Origin of the sequence: Amycolatopsis viridis, assembly GCF_011758765.1 — a bacterium.
GTDB lineage: Bacteria > Actinomycetota > Actinomycetes > Mycobacteriales > Pseudonocardiaceae > Amycolatopsis_E > Amycolatopsis_E viridis.
Genome location: NZ_JAANOU010000001.1, coordinates 4,525,171 through 4,545,020 on the forward strand (window position 1 = coordinate 4,525,171; position 19,850 = coordinate 4,545,020).

Genomic DNA, 19,850 nt, shown 5'->3' on the forward strand with positions numbered 1-19,850 from the left:
CTATCCCGCTTGACCAGTCATCCGGAGAGCGCCATGCTGGTGTTATTCAACATCAGATGAATTAAGGGGTTGTCCGGGATGGAAGAGCGCACGACCTGTCTCATCGCCGGTGGCGGACCGGCCGGAATGGTGCTGGGGCTGCTGCTCGCGCGGGCCGGGGTCGAGGTGACGGTCCTGGAAAAGCACGCCGATTTCCTGCGTGACTTCCGCGGCGACACGGTGCACCCGTCGACACTCCAGCTGCTGGACGAGCTGGGCCTTGGCGAGAAGTTCGGCAAGCTGCCGCAGAGCAGGCTGGACACCGTGTCGCTGCCGGGGCCGCCCGCGCTGACGATCGCCGACTTCCGCAAGCTCAAGGTGGCGCACCCCTACGTGGCGATGGTGCCGCAGTGGGACCTGCTGGACCTGCTGGCCGACGCGGGACGGGCCGAGCCGGCGTTCCACCTGCGGATGAACACCGAGGTGGTCTCGCTGATCCGGGAGGCCGGCCGGGTGGCCGGGGTGCGGTACCGGACGGCGGACGGGACGACCGGCGAGATCCGCGCGGAGGTCACCATCGGCTGCGACGGACGCTGGTCGGTGGTCCGGCAGGACGCCGGACTACGGCCGCGCGAGTTCCCGGTGCCGGTGGACACGTGGTGGTTCCGGCTGCCGCGGTACGACCACGACGAGGCCCGGCTGACACCCTCGATGCACCACGGTCATTTCGCGGTCGTCATCCCGCGGGACGGCTACTTCCAGGTCGCCTACCTGGCGGCGAAGGGGCTGGACGCGCAGTTGCGGGCGGACGGGGTGGCGGCGTTCCGCAACCGGATCCGCACGGTGCTGCCGCAGCTGGCGGACCGGGTGGACGCGATCACCGCCATGGACGACGTGAAACACCTGGATGTACGGCTGAACCTGGTGCCCCGGTGGCACAGTGCGGGCGTGCTGTGCATCGGCGACGCCGCGCACGCGATGTCGCCCGTGGGCGGGTTCGGGATCAACCTGGCGGTACAGGACGCCGTGGCCACGGCCCGGTTGCTGGCCGGCCCGCTGCGGCGCGGACGGGTGAGCGGACGGGACCTCGCGCGCGTCCAGCGCCGCCGGGTGGTGCCGACGATGCTGGTGCAGGCCATCCAGCGCGCCATGCACCGGGTGGTGATCCGCCCGGTGATCGAGGGCCGCCGGAACGGGCCGCCGCGCGCGCTGGTGGCGATGATGAACGCGGTACCGGCCGCGCGGTTCGTTCCCGCCTACCTGGCCGGGGTGGGCTTGCTGCCGGAGCACGCACCGGACTGGGCGCGACGCTGAACCACCGGGACATGGGGCGCCGGCTCAGCAGCCGCCACCCGCAGCAAGACGGCACCGGCCACGCACCGGACCTCTGCCGCCCCGATCTCCAGCCCGCGCCGCCCCCTGGCAACGAAAACGGAACGGCGGCACCCAGACCTCCCCAACCGCCATCCGGCAACCCGAACCAAGCCGTGCGGCGCCCCAGCCAACGGCCGGCGAAAAGATCAAGAGATCGTCCTCGCCGGACTTGGCGGGGTGGTCGCTGGGGTGGGGTTGCCCGCTAGGCGTTCTGGACCGGGTTGGTCAGGGTGCCGATGCCCTCGATCGTGATCGAGACGGCCTGGCCGTCGGTGATCTGGCCGACGCCGGCCGGGGTGCCGGTCAGGATGACGTCCCCGGGCAGCAGCGTCATCACGCCGGACACGAACTCGACCAGCTCCGGGATCTTGTGGATCAGCAGCGAGGTGCGTGAGTCCTGCTTGACCTCGCCGTCGACCTCGGTGCGGATCGCCAGGTCGGACGGGTCCACCGCGGTCTCGATCCACGGGCCCAGCGGGCAGAACGTGTCGAACCCCTTCGCTCGGCCCCACTGGCCGTCGCTCTTCTGCAGGTCCCGCGCGCTGACGTCGTTGGCGATCGTGTAGCCCAGGATCACCGCCGGCGCCTGCGCGGCTTTCACGTTGCGCACCGGCTGGCCGATCACCACGGCCAGCTCGCCCTCGAAGTCGACCCGCTGGGACGCGGCCGGCAGCTTGATGGCGGCGTTCGGGCCGATGACGCTCGTCGACGGCTTGAGGAACATCATCGGCGACTCGGGCACCTCGTTGCCGAGCTCCGCCGCGTGCTCGGCGTAGTTCCGCCCGATCGCGATGACCTTCGAGGGCAGGATCGGCGCGAGGAGCCGCACGTCGGCCAGCGCGAACCGCTTACCCGTGTAGTTCGGCTGTCCGAACGGGTGGTCGGCGATTTCCAGGAGCTCGTCGCCGTCGACGGACACGAAGGCGACCCCACCGGCATGAGCAACTCGAGCTAGACGCACACACCCAGCCTAACCAGCACCGCTCCCCCGCCACCGGGGTGGTGGCCACCCCGGACCGGCGAGTGCCAGTATCGGCGGATGGATCATCTCGTCGTCGCCGCGGAACCGGACCTGACCACGGACGAGCTGCTGCCGCTGTACGAGTCCGTCGGCTGGTCGGCCTACACCCGCCGCCCCGAACAGCTGCGCACCGCGATCGCGGGCTCGTCCTATGTGGTCACCGCGCGGCGGGCCGGGCGCCTGGCCGGCCTGGCCCGCGCGCTCTCCGACGACGCGACGATCTGCTACCTGCAGGACGTGCTCGTGCACCCGGACGAACAACGGCGCGGTATCGGCCGCGCGCTCGTGCGGGCGGTGCTGGACCGCTACGCCGCGGTGCGCCAGAAGGTGCTGCTCACCGATGACGAACCCGCGCAGCGCGCCTTCTACGAAAGCCTCGGCTACGCCGAGATCCGCGACTTCGGCGAGGGCACGCTGCGCGCGTTCGTCCGGTTCGACTGAGGACCGCGTCCCTCAGACCCGCAGGCTCTTGTGCACCAGCGCGTCGCACATCGCGAGCCAGCTCGCCTCCACGATGCTGCCGTGCACGCCGACCGTCGTCCATTCCTGGTCGCCGTCGCCGGACTTCAGCAGCACCCGGGTGACCGCGTCGGTGCCCGGGTCGCTGAGCAGGATCCGCACCTTGTAGTCGGCCAGCTCCACGCTGTCCAGCCAGGGCAGCGACGGCGACAGCGCCTTGCGCAGCGCGACGTCCAGCGCGTGCACCGGTCCGTTGCCCTCGGCCGTGGCGATCACCCGCTCACCACCGACGTGCACCTTCACCGTCGCCTCGGAGACGACCTCGCCGTCACCGCGGTGGTCGAGCACGACGCGGTAGGACTCCAGGGTGAACGGGGGCTCGACCGGGCCGTCGACCTCGTTGCGCAGCAACAGTTCCAGCGACGCGTCGGCGGCTTCGAACGACCAGCCCTCCGCCTCCATCCGCTTCACCTTCGTCACCACGCTGGTGACCGCGTCCGGCCGGCCGGCAAGGTCCACCCCGAGCTCACGTCCCTTGAGCTCCAGGCTGGCCCTGCCGGCCATCTCGGTGACCAGGACCCGCATGTCGTTGCCGACGGAAGCTGGATCGATGTGGTTGTACAACAACGGATCCACCTTGATCGCGCTCGCGTGCAGCCCCGCCTTGTGGGCGAAGGCCGACGCCCCGACGTAGGCCTGGTGGGTGTCGGGGGCGATGTTCGCGATTTCGGCAAGAGCATGGGAGACGCGGGTCAGCTCGGCCTCGGCTCCGGTCGGGAGCACGGGCATGCCGAGCTTGGCCACGAGGTTCCCCGTCACGGCGAACAGGTCGGCGTTGCCGGCCCGTTCCCCGTAGCCGTTGGCGGTGCACTGCACGTGCGTCGCGCCGGCCTGGACCGCCGCGATGCTGTTGGCCACCGCGCAGGACGTGTCGTCCTGGCAGTGGATGCCGAGCCGGAAGCCGGTGCGCGCGGCCACCTCCCGCACGGTGTCGGCGACCCCCAGCGGCAGCTGCCCGCCGTTGGTGTCGCACAGCACGACGACGTCCGCGCCGGCGGTGTACCCGGCGTCGAGGACGCGCAGCGCGGTGTCCGGGTCGAACGCGTATCCGTCGAAGAAGTGCTCGGCGTCGAGGAAAACGCGGCGTCCTTCCCCTACGAGGAAGGACACGGTGTCGGCCACCATCGCGCACGCCTCGTCGACGTCGACGCGCAGCGCGCGCTCGATGTGGCGGCGGTCGGCCTTCGCGACCAGCGTCACCACCGGGGCCCGCGAGTCGAGCAACGCCCGCACCTGGCCGTCCCGCGCCGCGGTCGTGCCGGCCTTGCGCGTCGATCCGAACGCGACGAGCACCGCGTGCTTGAGCACCAGCTCGCCGTCCGCGGCACGCGCGAAGAACTCGGTGTCCTTGGGCAGCGCGCCGGGCCAGCCACCCTCGATGAACCCGACACCGAGCTCGTCGAGCAACCCCGCGACCGCCAGCTTGTCGGCCACCGAGTAGGAGATGCCCTCACGCTGAGCACCGTCCCGCAACGTCGTGTCGTACAGGTGGAAGTCGTCACCGAGCGGCAGTCCGGCAGGCTCCGTGCGGGTCACGGTCATCTCCTTGCGGTAGTGGTCGGCTTCTCGGGCAACAAAAAAACCTCCCGCGGATGCGAGAGGTCTGCGCGCCAGGTGTCCGATGCGGACACTACCCGGCGCGCCTGCCGATAATGATCACGGCGGAAGAAGCCATACCGGCATCATGCCACATCCACGCGGTCGGAGGCAAAAAGCGGTGGAGGCCACCCCCGGGACCCGGGGATGGCCTCCACGTGGCGGGAACGGTCAGGCGACGGGCCGCGTGTTCGACGAGACCAGGGCCGCCAGCCGGTCGCCGATCGCCTGGGTGGTGCCGGGGTTGGCCTGGTCGCGGGTCGCCAGGTCGAAGGCGACGGACGCCTCGATCCGGCGGGCCGCCTCGCGCTGGCCCAGGTGGTCCAGCAGCAGCGACACCGACAGCACGGCGGCGGTCGGGTCGGCGATGCCCTGCCCGGCGATGTCCGGCGCGCTGCCGTGCACCGGCTCGAACATGCTCGGGTTGCGGCGCGTGATGTCCAGGTTGCCGCTGGCCGCCAGGCCGATGCCGCCGGTGACCGCGGCCGCGAGGTCGGTGATGATGTCGCCGAAGAGGTTGTCGGTGACGATCACGTCGAAGCGGCTCGGGTCGGTCACCATGTGGATGGTCGCGGCGTCGACGTGCGAGTAGGAAACCGTGACGTCCGGGTGCTCGAGCGACACCTCCTCGACGATCCGCGACCACAGCGACCCGGCGTGCAGCAGCACGTTGGTCTTGTGCACCAGCGTGAGGTGCTTGCGCGGCCGCTCCTCGGCCCGCTTGAACGCGTCGGAGACCACGCGCCGGATGCCGAACGCGGTGTTGACGCTCACCTCGGTGGCGATCTCGTGCTCGGTGTCCTTGCGCAGCAGGCCACCGTTGCCGGCGTACGGACCCTCGGTGCCCTCGCGCACCACCACCATGTCGATCTCGGCGTTCGGGTCGGCCAGCGGGCCACGCACCCCCGGGTAGAGCTTGGCCGGGCGCAGGTTCACGTGGTGGTCCAGCTCGAACCGCAGGCGCAGCAGCAGGCCCCGCTCCAGGATGCCGCTGGGCACGGTCGGGTCACCGACCGCGCCGAGCAGGATCGCGTCGTGCTGCCGGAGCTCGCCCAGGACCGACTCGGGGAGCAGCTCACCGGTGGCGTGCCAGCGGGCCGCGCCGAGGTCGTAGTTCGTGTACTCCACTGTCGGAGCGACCTCGCCGAGTACCTTCAGGGCCTCGGTGATCACTTCGGGTCCGATCCCATCACCTGGGATCACCGCCAGCCGCATCAGACACCTCCGTCGATCAGGGCCACGGCGCTCGTTCGCGCCCGTTTGCCCACATACTCCAGCGACGGCAGGTTACCGGCTGTCGCCAACGGACCGAAGTGGCACCACCCTTATGACGGAATCTCCCGATAAGTGAGACACCCGGACGGCGGAGTCACCCGCCGGCCGGGGGCCACCGTCAGCCCAACGGACCTCCGTCGACCCGGATCACGCTCACCCGGTTGCCGTTGCCGTCGTGGTGTTTCAGCGCCAGCAGCCCGAGCACCGCATCCTGCTGCGCGGACACCGGGTTGCGGGTGACGGCCAGCGACGTGCCCGGCTCCGCCGCATAGCTCAGCGCGGCACCGCCGGTGCCGGACACCGAGTAGCCCGGGGCCAGCGCGTCGAACGTCATCGGCGTCTCGATCGAGTCGATGAGCCTGTTCTCACTGCTGGGAGCCACGTAGAAGCCGGTGGTGCCGACCGCGTAGCCGATCCGGTGCGAGGCGGCGTTCGGGTCGATGCCCAGCGCGGCGATGCTGACCGGCAACAGCACGACGTTGGTGTCGAACACGTTGGTGTCCACGTCGCCGAGCTGGCCGTTGACCGCTTGGACGTCCACGGCCGGATAGCCCTCGGCGTTGAGGTCCACGGTCTTGACCAGCCACACGTCGGTGCCGCTCGGCTTCGTCACGTAGGACTCGAAGTCGGGCTTGCCGTCACCGGTGGTGTCGATGTCGACGAACGGGATCGTGTTGCTGCCCAGGTTCGCCCAGTTGCCCCAGGTCGAGATTCCGAAGGCGAGCAGCGCCTGATCCGGGTGGCCCTCCTGCCGGGCCTGCACGATGTTCGACGCCACACCGGCGTACTGCAGATCGCCGCCCTTGGCGGTGTCGTTGATCGTGCAGCCGCCGGTGATCCGCCCGCGGCACTCCGGCAGCCGCGGCGACTGGCCCTGCAGCTCCAGGACGCTGATCAGCGACTCGTACCGCTGACTGCCGGTGCCCTGGTCGATCCCGCGGCCGCGGAGGGTGAACCGCGCGCTGTCGCCGCGGAAGTTCAGCGATCGCGGGGTGTCGATCGCGGACACCGGCTTCGGCGCCGAGTACACCGGTACCCGCAGCGCGGGACCGGCGCCGCCGGCCGGGGTCAGCACGACCCGTCCGGAGGCGTCGGCGACGAACTGCCGGGCCATCCCGCGCTGCTCGGTCGCGACCGTCGGATCGATCACCTTGCGCAGGGCCGCCGGATCGGTGATCCGCAGCGTGACGCGGACGCTCGCGGTGCCGTGCGGACGCAGCTGCACGGACTTGTCCGACAGCTGGTACTGCACGCCGGGCAGGGTGGTGATGCCCTCGTAGGCCACCGAGTAGCGGGCCGGCTGGTCGCCCTTGTTCACCACCTGGATCGTCTTGGTGAGAGTGGTGGCACGGTCGGCCTCGACGGTGCCGAAGGTGACGCTCACCGCGCCCCGGTCGTCCCGCGAGTAGGCCAGCACCTGGTCGGTCAGCGCGGCCTGCGTGTCCACCCGGCCGGCACCGGCGCGCTGCGGTGCGTAGGTCTTGCCGCCGGCCACGATGTCGTGCCCGGCGGTGTTCATCACCAGGGCCTTGATCTCCTCGACGGACCAGCCGGGGTGGGCCTGCCGCAGCAGCGCGGTGACGCCGGCGGTCAGCGGGGTGGCCATCGACGTGCCGGACAGGACGGTGCGATTGTTGCCGCTGCCGCGCAGGGCCGACGAAATCGTGTCACCGGGCGCCGACACGTCCGGCTTGACGGCCGGGCCGCGCACCCCGCGCGAGGTGAACGAGCTCGGGGTGTCCACAATCGACGGATCGGACGTCGGCAGGCTCGTCCGGCCCGCACCGGAGAGGCGGACGGTCAGCGTGCCCGCGTCCAGCGCCGGGCGGATCTGGTTCGTCGCCGAGGCGGTGAACTGGAACATCGGGATCGCCTCGTTGCCCGCGATGCCGGCGCCGAAGTGCTCGACACCCGAGGACAGCAGCACCCCCTTGGCGCCCGCGGCCTGCGCGTTGCCGGCGCGAGCGGCCGAACCGCAGGCGCGGGTGGCGTCGTTGTCGTCCCACTCCAGCCACGCGAACTTGCCCGCCACCGCGGCCTTGTCGGCGTCGGAGTAGGGCGCGCAGCCGTCCGCGTCGGCCGCGGACAGCTTCACCACCGGCGCGGTCACATCGAGCGTGTCGTAGCCGGTGAAGTTCTGGCTGTACTGGCCGCCCTTCGGGCCGGCGACCCCGGCGGGCGCGGTCACGTCCGCCGCGTCCCGCAGCACCGAGGCGTCCCGGCTGGACGCGACGGTGAGCGCCTCCGGCGTGTTGCCCGGCGAGCCGCCCACGTCGTAGAGGTCGCCACCGTTGCCCTCGGCGATCACCGGCAGCACGTTGTTCGCGGCGAGCTTGCGCACGAACAGCGAGTCCGGGTCGTCCGGTGCACCGAAGTCGCTGCCCAGCGAGAGGTTGACGATGTCGAGGTGGTCGTCGAAGTCACCGTCGCCGTTCGGGTCCAGCGCCCAGTCCAGGGCCTGCGAGGTGGCGTTCGTGGAACCGTGGCAGCCGAACACCTTGATCGCGTACAGCGACGCCTTCGGCGCCATGCCCGGGCCGATCTTCAGCGCGGTCAGCGAGTCGGCGGTGAGCCTGCCGTAGTCGCCGGTGAAGGTGCTGCCGTCGGCGTTGACGCCGTACCCGGCGATCGTGCCGGCCACATGGGTACCGTGCTCACCGCAGGCGAGCGGGTTCGGGTCCGGCTTCGGGGTGTCCGCGCCGGCAGTAGCCGCGTCGTAGTCGTCGCCGACCAGGTCGGTGCCGCCGACCACCTTGGCGTTGGGGAACAGCGGGTTCGGGGCGGCCCGGTCCACGGCGTCGTAGGCCGCCTTGGTGCCCGGGCCGCCGAAGTCCGCGTGGGTGTAGTCGATGCCGTCGTCGATGACGCCGACCCGGACGCCGTCGCCGAAACGGCCGGTCTGCTGCCACGCGGTCAGCGTGCCGGTCAGCTGCGCGGTGCTGGAGTTGCTGCGGGTCTTGGGCACGACCGGGCGGATCGACGCGACGTCCGGCCGCGCGGCCAGTTCGCGGATCTTGGCGGCGTCGGCGGTCACCACCACGCCGGACACGGCGTTGGCGGTCGAGTACCGGACCTGGGTGCTCGCGTCCAGTGAGCGCAGCTGGCCCAGCACCGAGTTCACCGCCCCGGCCACCCCGGCCTTCGCGTTGTTCGCCGCCTGCTTCGCGCGGTCCTTGCCCGCGCCGCGCTCGGCGTTGAAGGCGTCCACCGCGGGCTGCTGGGTGAGCTCGACGAAAGCGGTCGTGCGGCCCTGTGCCGCAGCGAGCCGGGGTGGCAGCTTGCCCGGCAGACCGGTCCCGGCCACCTTGGCCGCGGGCACGCCGGGCGCGAGCGGCTCGTCCTGAGCCGCCGCGCTGCCCGTCGCGAAACCGGTGGCGGCCAGCGCGGCGGCGAAGACGGCCGCGAGCGACCGCCGGGTCCCGATTCTCATGCTTGTTCGCACCCTCACTCCGATCAACGCGAGGGTGCGAACTTAGCCGGTGCGCCGCGGACGCGACTAGAGCGGATCGGAGTAATCAGACTTTGGGAGGTATCCCGCGTCAGGCGAACGTGACGGCACGGATCGTGCGCGCCCCGACCGTCGCCGCGATCGGCTCCAGCAGGTGGGAATCCACCTCCCGGTCGACGCGGAGGATCATCACCGCGTCCGAACCGTCCGTGGTCTGGCTGATCTGCGCCGCCTCGATGTTGACCGACGCCTCGCCCAGCAGGGTGCCCACGCGGCCCATGATGCCCGGGCGGTCCGGGTACTCCAGGAGCAGCATGTGGCCCTCGGCCCGCAGGTCGAAGTGGCGGCCGTTGACCTCGACCAGCTTCTCCACCTGGTTGTTGCCGGTGACCGAACCCGACACCGACAGCACACTGCCGTCCTCGTGCACCGCGCGGACGGTGACCAGGCTGCGCCAGTTCGGGCTCTCCGGCTCGGTGACGATCTCGGTGCGCACGCCGAACTCCTCGGCCAGGCGCGGCGCGTTGACGAACGTGACCTGGTCCTCGACCACCCCGGAGAACACGCCCCGCAGCGCGGCCAGCGACAGCACGCCGACGTCCTCCGAGGACAGCTCGCCGCGGACCTCGACGGTGACCGCCGACGGCGCCTTCTGGCTCAGCGCGGCCAGCACGGTGCCCAGCTTCTGGGTCAGCGGCAGGTACGGGCGGACCTCCTCGCCCACCACGCCACCGCTGGCGACGTTCACCGCGTCCGGCACGAAGTCGCCGCGCAACGCCAGCAGCACCGACCGGGCCACGTCGGTGCCCGCACGGTCCTGCGCTTCGGCGGTCGAGGCGCCGAGGTGCGGGGTGACGACGACGTTGGGCAGGCCGAACAGCGGGCTCGCGGTGGTCGGCTCGGTGAGGAACACGTCGATGCCGGCGCCGCCGACGTGACCGCTGCGGATCGCCTCGGCGAGCGCCTCCTCGTCGACCAGGCCACCGCGCGCGGCGTTGACGATGATCACGCCGGGCTTGGTCTTCTTGAGCGCCTCGGCGTCGATGAGGCCCTTGGTCTCCGGGGTCTTGGGCAGGTGGATCGAGATGGCGTCGGCGCGCTGGAGCAGCTCGTCCAGGCTCACCAGCTCGACGCCGAGCTGGGCAGCGCGGGCGGCCGAGACGTACGGGTCGTAGGCGACGATCTTGGTGTCGAACGCCGCCAGCCGGGCCGCGAACAGCTGGCCGATCTTGCCGAAGCCGACCACGCCGATGGTCTTGCCGTTGATCTCGACACCGCTGTACGACGAGCGCTTCCACTCGCCGGCCTGGAGGCTCTGGTTCGCGGCCGGGACCCGGCGGGCGACGGCGAGCAGCAGCGCGACGGCGTGCTCGGCGGCCGAGACGATGTTCGAGGTCGGCGCGTTCACCACGAGCACACCGCGCGCGGTCGCCGCCGGCACCTCGACGTTGTCCAGTCCGACACCGGCCCTGGCGACGACCTTCAGCCGCGTCGAAGCACCCAGCACCTCGGCGTCCACCTTGGTCGCGGAGCGGACCAGCAGCGCGTCGGCGGCCTTCACCGCCTCCAGCAGCGCCGGGCGGTCGGTGCCGTCCACGTGCCGGACCTCGACCTCGTCACCGAACACGGCCAGCGTGGACGGGGCGAGCTTTTCGGCGATGAGGACGACCGGCTTGCTGGGGTTGGTCACGATCAGGCTCCCGTGGACGCAGCTGGGGTCAAACGACGCCCGCGAGTCTAGTCGCGCAGCTCACCGGGGCCGTCAACGGGAGCACAACCCGGCGAAGACGAGATCGAGCAGCCGCTCCGGGTCGCCGGCGTGCTCGCTGGCCCAGCCGGCCGCGTGCACCATCAGCAGCACCTCGTCCGGCGCCAGGTCCGCGCGCAGCTGGCCGGATTCCTGGGCGCGGGCGACGAGCCGGGCGGCGGCCGAGCGCATCCCGCGGCAGGCGCGGTAGAGGTCGGAGGTCTCGTCGTTGAGCGCGTCGGCGGTCGCGGCGGACAGGCCGCGGAACGTGGTGGCGGTGCCGAGCATGCCCCGCGCGAAGGTGCGCAGGGCGGCGAGCGGGTCGTCCTCGCCGAGCAGCGCCTCCGCGGCTTCGGCCTGCGCGTCGAACCTCGCCCCGAGCAGAGCTTCCAGCAGCACCTCGCGGCTCGGGAAGTGCCGGTAGAGCGTGCCGATGCCGACTCCTGCGCGCCGCGCGATCTCCTCCAGGGACGCGTCGATGCCGGACTCGCCGAACACGGCGCGCGCCTCGGCCAGCAGGCGCTCGTAGTTGCGGCGGGCGTCGGCGCGCAGGGGTCGGGTGCTGCTCATCACGATCCACTTTAGGCGTGACAAACCGGAGGCACCCTCCGTATAGTGAACCGGAGGACCCCTCCGAAAGGACCGGTAGATGAAATCAGTAGGTGTGTGGCTCTACGGTGGCTACCCCGCCACCGTCGACGTCGAGCGGGAGCAGCTCGCCCGCATCGACGCGCTCGGCTACGCGTCGGTGTGGATGGGCGAGACCATCGGCGGGCGGGACGCGTTCGTCCGGTCCGCGGTCTTCCTCGGCGCGACCAGCCGGATCGCGGTCGGGACGGGGATCGCGAACGTGTGGGCGCGGCCCGCGCCGACCGCACAGGCAGCGGCGCGCAGCGTCGCCGACGCCCACCCCGGGCGGTTCGTGCTCGGCCTCGGCATCGGGCACCCCTACCAGGCCGAGAGCACCGGGCAGTCGTACGCGAAACCGCTCACCGCGATGCGGGAGTACCTGTCGCGAATGGACGACGAGGCGGCCGCCAACCCGCCCGCGGCGCCGTTCTCCCGGGTGCTGGCCGCGATCGGGCCGAAGATGCTGGAGCTGTCCCGGGACGCGGCCGACGGCGCCCATCCGTTCGCCATGCCCGTGGAGCACACCGCCTTCGCGCGGAAGATCCTCGGACCGGGGAAGCTGCTGATCCCGCACCAGGCGGTGCTGCTGTCCACCGACCCGGCGCAGGCTCGCGCGAAGGCCCGCGAGATGGCCCGCCAGATCCTGCAGGTCAAGGCGTACGCCAAGGCGTGGCGTGACTTCGGCTACGGCGACGAGGTGACCGACCGGCTGGCGGACGCACTCGTCGCCTGGGGCGACGAGGAGACGATCGCGCGCCGGGTGCGGGAGCAGCTCGACGCGGGTGCGGACCAGGTCCTCATCTCCCCCACCGGCGTGGATCTGCCCGGCGCGGCGGACCAGCTGGCCCGGCTGGCGCCGGCGCTGACCGCGCAGACGGCGCTGACGGCGCTGCCGGAGGTGTCGGCATGAGTGTCGGCATCTGGACGTTCGCCTTCGACGGCGCGCCGATCGGCCAGGTTCGCGAGGCCGCCGCCGAGATCGAGGAACTGGGGTTCGACGCGCTGTGGTTCGGCGAATACCCGGGGCGCGAAGCGCTGACCCAGGCAGCGCTGCTGCTGGGCGCCACCTCGCGGATCACCGTCGCCACCGGAGTCGCCCGCTTCGACCGGCGCAGCCCGGCCGGCGTCGCGGGCGGCGCGCGCACCCTGGCGGAGGCCTACCCGGGACGGTTCGTGCTCGCTCTCGGCGGCCACGCCAGAGGCGGGAAGCCGGTGGAGACGATCCGGAACTACCTGGACGAGATGGACGCGACGGAGTTCACCAGCCCCGAGCCGGTTCCGCCACCGCGACGCTTGCTCGCCGCCCTGGGCCCGCGGATGCTGCGGCTCGCCGCCGAACGCGCCGACGGCGCCCACCCGTACTTCGTGCCACCCGAGCACACCGCGCTGGCGCGGGAAATCCTCGGCCCGGACGCCTACCTCGCGGTCGAGCAGGGTGTGGTGCTCGACGGCTCGCGCGGCCTGGAGATCGCCCGCGCCGAGGTCGGCACGTACCTGGGGATGGCCGCACACCACCGCGTCAACCTCAAGCGCCTCGGCTTCACCGACGACGACCTCGCCGGCGGCGGCAGCACGCGTCTCGTGGAGGCGGTCATCGCCATCGGCGAGCAGACGGCCGCCGACCGGATCCAGGCGCACCTCGACGCCGGCGCGGACCACGTGTGCGTGCAGGTGATCACCGGCGAGCCCGGACTGCCGCTGGCGGGCTGGCGGCAACTGTCCGGACTGGTGCGCTGAGGCCGGCCGCTCAGTCCGCGGTCAGCCCGGCCAGGTCGTGGAACTCGCCGTCGCGGGCGCCGGCGACGAACGCGTCCCACTCGGACGGTGTGAACACCAGGAGCGGACCGTCCGGATCGGTGGCCTTGCGCAGCACGGTGTAGACGAGCCCGTCGGTGTGCCCGACGTGGGCGAACTCCAGTTCGCCGCCGGTGGCCTGCCACCGCGCCCCGGTGAGATCAAGTGCGGTGCGCACCCGGGCCTTGTTGGCCGCGTTGGCCGCGTCGTCCTCCACCGGGCCACGGTAACTCCGCACGAACGCAGGGACCTCCCCGGGGCGCGCCCCGGGGAGGTCCCTGTGCGTCCGGCCGGACTCAGGCCGTCTCGGTGATCGGCCGGTCCACCCACGACATCAGGCCGCGCAGCTTCTTCCCGGTCTCCTCGATCGGGTGCTGCTCACCGGCCTCCTGCAGCTTGCGGAAGTTCGGCCGGCCCTGCTCGTCCTCGGACACCCACTCGCGGGCGAAGGTGCCGTCCTGGATCTCGCCCAGGATCTTGCGCATCTCCTCCTTCACCGCGGGGGTGATGACCCGCGGGCCGCGGGTGAGGTCGCCGTACTCGGCGGTGTCGGAGATCGAGTAGCGCATCCGGGCAATGCCGCCCTCGTACATGAGGTCGACGATGAGCTTGAGCTCGTGCAGCACCTCGAAGTAGGCGATCTCGGGCGCGTACCCGGCCTCGGTCAGCACCTCGAACCCGGTCTGCACCAGCGCGGACGCACCACCGCAGAGGACGGCCTGCTCACCGAACAGGTCGGTCTCGGTCTCCTCCTTGAAGGTGGTCTTGATGACACCGGCGCGGGCACCACCGATGGCGGCGGCGTAGGCCAGCGCGAGCGCCTGCGCGTTGCCGGACGGGTCCTGCTCGACCGCGATCAGGCACGGCACACCCTTGCCGTCGACGAACTGGCGGCGGACCAGGTGGCCCGGGCCCTTCGGCGCGACCATCGCCACGTCCACATTGGCCGGCGGCTTGATCAGCTCGTAGCGGATGTTGAAGCCGTGGCCGAAGAACAGCGCGTCGCCGTCCTTGAGGTTGGGCTCGATGTCCTCGGCGTAGATGAAGCGCTGCTTGGTGTCCGGCGCGAGGATCATGATCAGGTCGGCCTCGGCGGACGCCTCCGCCGGGGTGAGCACCCGCAGGCCCTCCTCCTCGGCCTTCGCGCGCGACTTCGACCCCTCCGGAAGACCGATGCGCACATCGACCCCGGAGTCACGCAGGCTCAGCGCGTGCGCGTGGCCCTGGCTGCCGTAGCCGATCACCGCGACCTTGCGACCCTGGATGATGCTGAGATCGGCGTCGTCGTCGTAGAAGATTTCGACTGACATGAGGGGACTGAATTCCTTTCGGGTTCTAAAACTTCAGCGGGGCGCGGAGGCGGTGATGGACCGGGGACCCCGGCCCACCGCGACCATGCCGGACTGCACGATCTCACGCACGCCGTACGGCTCGAGCATGCGCAACAGGGCACTGAGCTTGTCGCCGGTGCCGGTGGCCTCGATCGTGAGCGCCTCGGGCGAGACGTCGACCACCTTCGCACGGAACAGCTGGACGGTCTCCAGCACCTGGCTGCGCACCGTGGCATCGGCCCGGACCTTGACGAGCAGCAGTTCACGCTGCACCGACACGGCGGGCTCGAGCTCCACGATCTTGATGACGTTGACCAGCTTGTTGAGCTGTTTGGTCACCTGTTCGAGCGGTAGCTCCTCAACGGCGACCACGATCGTCATCCGGGACACCTCGGGGTTCTCCGTGGGCCCGACGGCGAGGGACTCGATGTTGAAACCGCGGCGGGAGAACAACCCGGCGACTCTCGCGAGCACCCCGGGGACATTCTCCACCAACACGCTCAGGGTATGCCTGGTCACTGCGAAACCTCGTCGTCGTCGAACAGCGGGCGGATGCCACGCGCGGCCATGATCTCGTCGTTCCCGGTGCCCGCCGCCACCATCGGCCACACCTGGGCGTCCTTGCCGACCACGAAGTCGATCACGACCGGGCGGTCGTTGATCTCCATCGCCCGGCGGATGACGTCGTCGACCTCGTCCTGGGTCTCGCACCGCAGCCCGGCGCAGCCCAGTGCCTCGGCGAGCAGGGTGAAGTCCGGGATCCGGTGCTTGTGCGTACCGAGATCGGTGTTGGAGTACCGCTCGGCGTAGAACAGGTTCTGCCACTGGCGGACCATGCCGAGGTTGCCGTTGTTGATGACGGCGACCTTGATCGGGGCGCCCTCGATGGCGCAGGTGGCCAGCTCCTGGTTGGTCATCTGGAAGCAGCCGTCACCGTCGATGGCCCACACCTGCTTGTCCGGCACGCCGAACTTGGCGCCCATCGCGGCCGGCACGGCGTAGCCCATGGTGCCCAGCCCGCCCGAGTTGAGCCAGGTTCGCGGGTTCTCGTACTTGATGAACTGCGCGGCCCACATCTGGTGCTGGCCGACACCGGCGGCGTAGACCGCGTCCGGGCCGACGATCTGGCCGATCCGCTCGATGACGTACTGCGGCGACAACGTGCCGTCCGCGGGCCACTCGTAGCCGGCCGGGAACGTGTCGCGCCACGAGTCGATCTGGGTCCACCACGGGGCCAGGTCCGGCGCGCCGGACCGCTCGGTCTCGGCCTGCACCGCGTCGATCAGCTCCGTGATGATCTCCGCGCAGTCACCCACGATCGGCACGTCGGCCTTGCGGTTCTTGGAGATCTCGGCCGGGTCGATGTCGGCGTGCACGACCTTGGCCTCCGGCGCGAACGACTCCAGCTGACCGGTCACCCGGTCGTCGAAGCGGGCGCCCAGCGCGACCAGCAGGTCGGCGCGCTGCATCGCGGCGACCGCGGCGACCGACCCGTGCATGCCGGGCATGCCCAGGTGCTGGCGGTGCGAGTCGGGGAACGCGCCGCGCGCCATCAGCGTGGTCACCACCGGGATGCCGGTCAGCTCGGCCAGCCGCTTCAGCTGCGCCGACGCCTGGGCCTTGATCACACCGCCGCCGACGTAGAGCACCGGGCGGCGGGCCTGCGCGATGAGCCGCGCCGCCTCGCGGACCTGCTTGCCGTGCGGGCGCAGCGTCGGCCGGTAGCCGGGCAGGTGCATCTCCGGCGGCCAGGAGAACGACGTGGTCTCCTGCAGGACGTCCTTGGGGATGTCCACCAGCACCGGGCCGGGACGGCCGGTCGAGGCCAGGTGGAACGCCTCCGCGATCACGCGCGGGATGTCGACCGGGTCGGTCACCAGGAAGTTGTGCTTGGTGACCGGCATGGTGATGCCGCAGATGTCGGCTTCCTGGAAGGCGTCGGTCCCGATCAGTGGACGGCTCTGCTGGCCGGTGATCGCCACGACGGGCACCGAGTCCATGTTCGCGTCGGCCAGCGGGGTGACCAGGTTGGTCGCGCCCGGACCGGAGGTCGCCATGCAGACCCCGACCTTGCCGGTGGCCTGCGCGTAGCCGGTGGCCGCGTGGCCCGCGCCCTGCTCGTGGCGCACGAGGACGTGCCGCACCTTGGTCGAGTCCAGAAGCGGGTCGTACGCCGGCAGGATCGTGCCGCCCGGAATCCCGAAGACCACCTCCACGCCCATCGCCTCGAGCGACCGCACCAGCGACTGCGCTCCGGTCACCCGGACCGGGGTGCCGGCAGGGGGAGCGGGCTTGGGGCGGCTGCCCAGCTGGGCGGGCGACGCGGCCGACGGAGTTCCTCCGGCTTTCGGTTCCGATCGCGACGTGGCGCTTGTCATCAGTTCTGCCTCGTGGGTCTCGTGGGGCTTCTCGTCAGTGGTCTGGTGGTCTCGGGGCTGTCTGGGCTGCGGGGCACTGCCTGGGCAACAAAAAACCCCCGCCGACCGGGAAGGTCGCACGAGGGTCGCGCGTCGACGCAGGTGGGCTCGATCGGTCCCTACGCGTCGACGCGCGGGAGAAGTACGAGGCCAATCTGCGGTGTCACAGCGCTGACGGTAACCGGTCGTCGCGCACGGTGTCAACTCTGCGGGATGGTGATCCCGGATACTGGGCACACCCGGGGGAACGGTCCCGGTCCGCGAAAGGCACCATAGGCCACGTGGCCGAAAACCAGCACCGGGACCGGAAGGCCGTTTTCCGCATCCCGCTGATCGCGTTGCTCGCCGTGGTGTTCCTGGCGGTGTGCATGATCCCCGCCGCGTTCGCCGACGTGCCCGGGCTGTGGGTCATGTACGTCGTGCCGGTCGCGCTGGCCGTGTTCATCGTGCGCACCCGCACCGTCGCGTCCACGCGGGGCCTGAGCGTGCGGACCGTGTTCGGCCACCGCGAGCTGCCGTGGTCCGCGCTCAAGGGACTCGCGATCAGCGACAAGGCGAAGGTGCGGGCCGTGCTGACCGACGGCAGCGAGATCCCGCTGCCGTCCGTGCGCACCCGTCACCTGCCGGTGATCTCGCTGGTCAGCGAGGGCCGGATGAAGGACCCGACCGGGCTCACCGACGACTTCGACGCCGACGGCGCCGATCCGGGCGGCACCGGCGGCACCGACGTGGGCGAGGACACCGCTCAGGACTGATCACGGCGGGCGTAACCTGACGGACATGCCTGCTCTGCGCTCCCGAACAACCACCCACGGCCGCAACGCCGCGGGCGCCCGGTCCCTGTGGCGGGCCACCGGGCTGACCGACAGCGACTTCGGCAAGCCGATCGTCGCGATCGCCAACTCCTACACCCAGTTCGTGCCCGGGCACGTACACCTCAAGGACCTCGGCGACATCGTGGCCGGGGCGATCCGCGAGGCCGGCGGGGTGGCGCGCGAGTTCCACACGATCGCGGTGGACGACGGCATCGCCATGGGGCACAGCGGCATGCTCTACTCGCTGCCCTCGCGCGAGATCATCGCCGACTCGGTCGAGTACATGGTCAACGCGCACCAGGCCGACGCGCTGGTCTGCATCTCCAACTGCGACAAGATCACGCCGGGCATGCTCAACGCCGCGATGCGGCTGAACATCCCGACCGTGTTCGTCTCCGGCGGCCCGATGGAGGCCGGCAAGGCGGTCGTCGTCGACGGTGTCGCCCACGCGCCGACCGACCTGATCACCAGCATCTCCGCCTCGGCCAACCCCGCCGTCGACGAGGACGGGCTGTCCATCGTGGAGCGGTCCGCGTGCCCGACGTGCGGGTCGTGCTCGGGCATGTTCACCGCGAACTCGATGAACTGCCTCACCGAGGCGCTGGGCCTGTCGCTGCCGGGCAACGGCTCGACACTGGCCACGCACGCCGCGCGGCGCAAGCTGTTCGAGGACGCCGGCCGCACCGTCATGGAGCTGTGCAAGCGCTGGTACGGCGAAGACGACGACAGCGCGCTGCCGCGCTCGATCGCCAACCGCAAGGCGTTCGAGAACGCGATGGCGCTGGACATGGCGATGGGCGGCTCGACCAACACGGTGCTGCACATCCTGGCCGCGGCGCAGGAGGGCGAGGTCGACTTCACGATCTCCGACATCGACGCGATCGGCCGCCGCGTGCCGTGCCTGTCGAAGGTCGCGCCGAACTCCGACTACCACATGGAGGACGTGCACCGCGCCGGCGGCATCCCGGCGATCCTCGGCGAGCTGTACCGCGCCGGACTGCTCAACGAGGACGTCACTTCCGTGCACTCCCCTTCCCTCGAGCAGTGGCTGTCCACCTGGGACATCCGCGGCGGTTCGGCCTCGGCGGAAGCGATCGAGCTGTTCCACGCCGCGCCCGGCGGGGTCCGCACCACGGAGGCGTTCTCGACGTCGAACCGGTGGACCGAGCTGGACACGGACGCGGCGAACGGCTGCATCCGGGACATCGAGCACGCCTACACCGCCGACGGCGGCCTGGCGGTGCTGCGCGGCAACCTGGCCGAGAACGGCGCGGTGATCAAGTCCGCGGGCATCGAGGAGGAGCTGTGGCGGTTCCAGGGCCCGGCGCGCGTGGTGGAGAGCCAGGAGGAGGCCGTCTCGGTCATCCTGGGCAAGAAGGTCCAGCCGGGTGAGGTGCTCGTGGTGCGCTACGAGGGTCCCGCGGGCGGCCCGGGCATGCAGGAAATGCTGCACCCGACGGCGTTCCTGAAGGGCGCCGGGCTGGGCAAGAAGTGCGCGCTGATCACCGACGGCCGGTTCTCCGGTGGCTCGTCGGGCATCTCGGTCGGGCACATCTCGCCGGAGGCGGCGGCCGGCGGCACGATCGGCCTGGTCGCCGACGGTGATCAGATCCTGATCGACGTGCGCGAGCGCAAGCTGGAGCTGCTGGTGGACGACGACGTGCTGGCCGAGCGCCGGGCGAAGATGGAGGCGTCCGAACGGCCGTGGCAGCCGGTGGACCGGCAGCGTCCGGTCACGGCGGCGCTGCGCGCCTACGCGCGGATGGCCACCTCGGCCGACACGGGTGCGGTCCGCGACCCGAACCGGTAAAGCGGTGTGGTGGAGGGTCCCGGCGGTTTCCGCCGGGACCCTTCGTCGTTCCCGGTCGCCGGCACGCCGGTGGGTGCCAGAATGACCCGGATCG

16 protein-coding genes are annotated in these 19,850 nt (G+C 71.1%); 6 read left to right on the forward strand and 10 right to left on the reverse strand.

What is annotated here, in order from left to right:
* Positions 1-78: 78 nt before the first annotated feature.
* Positions 79-1,293, forward strand: a complete 1,215-nt coding sequence (locus tag FHX46_RS22370; RefSeq protein ID WP_167118489.1) for an FAD-dependent oxidoreductase — start codon at positions 79-81, stop codon at positions 1,291-1,293.
* A 262-nt stretch (positions 1,294-1,555) separates the two neighbouring features.
* Here the strand turns inward: FHX46_RS22370 and FHX46_RS22375 are convergent, their stop codons facing one another.
* The gene (locus FHX46_RS22375; protein WP_167118492.1) at positions 1,556-2,314 is read right to left on the reverse strand and encodes a fumarylacetoacetate hydrolase family protein; all 759 of its coding nucleotides are present in this window, start codon (positions 2,312-2,314) and stop codon (positions 1,556-1,558) included.
* Between the two features lie 78 nt (positions 2,315-2,392).
* On the opposite strand from FHX46_RS22375, the gene FHX46_RS22380 reads away from it, so the two are divergent.
* Positions 2,393-2,815 (forward strand): GNAT family N-acetyltransferase, encoded by a 423-nt coding sequence (locus tag FHX46_RS22380; protein WP_167118494.1) that lies wholly within the window; start codon positions 2,393-2,395, stop codon positions 2,813-2,815.
* Positions 2,816-2,827: 12 nt separating this feature from the next.
* On the opposite strand, the gene cimA is transcribed toward FHX46_RS22380, so the two are convergent.
* The 5 genes from cimA to FHX46_RS22405 form a co-directional block, all read right to left on the reverse strand.
* A complete protein-coding gene (gene cimA / locus FHX46_RS22385) occupies positions 2,828-4,429 on the reverse strand; it encodes a citramalate synthase (RefSeq protein ID WP_167118497.1) in 1,602 nt (533 codons plus the stop codon).
* Positions 4,430-4,660: 231 nt separating this feature from the next.
* Positions 4,661-5,704: a 3-isopropylmalate dehydrogenase gene (locus tag FHX46_RS22390; protein ID WP_167118500.1), complete on the reverse strand. Its 1,044-nt coding sequence runs from the start codon at positions 5,702-5,704 to the stop codon at positions 4,661-4,663.
* 178 nt (positions 5,705-5,882) lie between these two features.
* The gene (locus FHX46_RS22395; protein WP_167118503.1) at positions 5,883-9,194 is read right to left on the reverse strand and encodes a S8 family serine peptidase; all 3,312 of its coding nucleotides are present in this window, start codon (positions 9,192-9,194) and stop codon (positions 5,883-5,885) included.
* Between the two features lie 109 nt (positions 9,195-9,303).
* Positions 9,304-10,902, reverse strand: coding sequence for a phosphoglycerate dehydrogenase (gene serA / locus FHX46_RS22400; protein ID WP_167118506.1), 1,599 nt, complete (start codon positions 10,900-10,902; stop codon positions 9,304-9,306).
* Between the two features lie 72 nt (positions 10,903-10,974).
* On the reverse strand, positions 10,975-11,529 hold the full coding sequence (locus FHX46_RS22405; protein ID WP_167118510.1) for a TetR/AcrR family transcriptional regulator: 555 nt from the start codon (positions 11,527-11,529) through the stop codon (positions 10,975-10,977).
* 79 nt (positions 11,530-11,608) lie between these two features.
* Between FHX46_RS22405 and FHX46_RS22410 the strand changes: the two genes are divergently transcribed.
* Entirely contained in the window at positions 11,609-12,499 is an 891-nt protein-coding gene (locus tag FHX46_RS22410) for a TIGR03620 family F420-dependent LLM class oxidoreductase (RefSeq protein WP_167118513.1), read from the forward strand.
* Positions 12,496-13,326, forward strand: coding sequence for a TIGR03620 family F420-dependent LLM class oxidoreductase (locus tag FHX46_RS22415; RefSeq protein ID WP_167118516.1), 831 nt, complete (start codon positions 12,496-12,498; stop codon positions 13,324-13,326). Before FHX46_RS22410 ends, FHX46_RS22415 begins: the two co-directional genes overlap by 4 nt.
* Before the next feature lie 10 nt (positions 13,327-13,336).
* On the opposite strand, the gene FHX46_RS28300 is transcribed toward FHX46_RS22415, so the two are convergent.
* The 4 genes from FHX46_RS28300 to FHX46_RS22435 form a co-directional block, all read right to left on the reverse strand.
* Positions 13,337-13,600: a DUF397 domain-containing protein gene (locus FHX46_RS28300; RefSeq protein ID WP_167118519.1), complete on the reverse strand. Its 264-nt coding sequence runs from the start codon at positions 13,598-13,600 to the stop codon at positions 13,337-13,339.
* A gap of 79 nt (positions 13,601-13,679) precedes the next feature.
* Entirely contained in the window at positions 13,680-14,693 is a 1,014-nt protein-coding gene (ilvC, locus tag FHX46_RS22425) for a ketol-acid reductoisomerase (RefSeq protein ID WP_167098753.1), read from the reverse strand.
* 33 nt (positions 14,694-14,726) lie between these two features.
* Complete coding sequence (gene ilvN / locus FHX46_RS22430; RefSeq protein WP_167098756.1) at positions 14,727-15,233, reverse strand: acetolactate synthase small subunit; 507 nt, start codon at positions 15,231-15,233, stop codon at positions 14,727-14,729.
* The gene (locus FHX46_RS22435; RefSeq protein ID WP_167118522.1) at positions 15,230-17,092 is read right to left on the reverse strand and encodes an acetolactate synthase large subunit; all 1,863 of its coding nucleotides are present in this window, start codon (positions 17,090-17,092) and stop codon (positions 15,230-15,232) included. The genes ilvN and FHX46_RS22435 overlap by 4 nt, the downstream gene beginning before the upstream one ends.
* Positions 17,093-17,412: 320 nt before the next feature.
* Here FHX46_RS22435 and FHX46_RS22440 point away from each other — a divergent pair, with 320 nt between their 5' ends.
* Both FHX46_RS22440 and ilvD read left to right on the forward strand, forming a co-directional pair.
* Positions 17,413-17,886: a PH domain-containing protein gene (locus FHX46_RS22440; protein WP_167118524.1), complete on the forward strand. Its 474-nt coding sequence runs from the start codon at positions 17,413-17,415 to the stop codon at positions 17,884-17,886.
* A gap of 25 nt (positions 17,887-17,911) precedes the next feature.
* A complete protein-coding gene (gene ilvD, locus FHX46_RS22445; RefSeq protein ID WP_167118527.1) occupies positions 17,912-19,756 on the forward strand; it encodes a dihydroxy-acid dehydratase in 1,845 nt (614 codons plus the stop codon).
* The last annotated feature ends 94 nt before the right edge of the window (positions 19,757-19,850 follow it).